The sequence below is a fragment of the Psychrobacter sp. 1Y4 genome (genome assembly GCF_051847555.1).
Genome location: NZ_JBPYDE010001036.1, coordinates 1 through 545 on the forward strand (window position 1 = coordinate 1; position 545 = coordinate 545).

Annotated in this window: 1 protein-coding gene; it reads left to right on the forward strand. The window is 44.2% G+C overall.

Features of this window, described 5'->3' with window-relative positions:
* Positions 1–163 precede the first annotated feature (163 nt).
* Positions 164–545, forward strand: a 382-nt coding sequence (locus tag ACS8FC_RS20280) for a bifunctional hydroxymethylpyrimidine kinase/phosphomethylpyrimidine kinase (RefSeq protein WP_439298108.1), incomplete at its 3' end; no start/stop codon positions are given.

The following is a 545-nucleotide window of genomic DNA, read 5'->3' on the forward strand; positions in this document are numbered from 1 at the left end:
CCATATTGCAGAAAAATGCCTCTGCTAAATTGATGACTCAGAACAGTCTCATGTGTTTTGATATTTTATACTTAATCTATAGGTACTAGACTGAGATAGATTTTTTGGCAGTAGGTGGCTATAGTATTTATCATTTATTATAAAATACCTCAAAGGAGTGGTTATGCGACCTGTCGTACTGTGTTTTTCAGGATTGGATCCTTCAGGCGGCGCTGGATTACAAGCGGATATCGAAGCCATCGGTCAGACAGGTGCGCATGCTGCCATTGCTTGTACAGCAGTCACGATTCAAAGCTCACAGCAGGTATTCGGTTTTGAAGCGTGTAACGCAGCGTTAGTTAAGGCTCAAGCCACTGCAGTGCTTGACGATCTGCCTGTTAAAGCCATCAAATCAGGTATGCTTGGTACCACGGACAATATTGCAATGTTAACCCAATTGTTTGCTGAGCAAATAATAAGCACTGATACCCCGTTTGTATTGGATCCTGTATTGGTCGCCAATAGCGGTGGTAGCTTGGGCGATGAGAAGACGCTGGTGCGCGCGT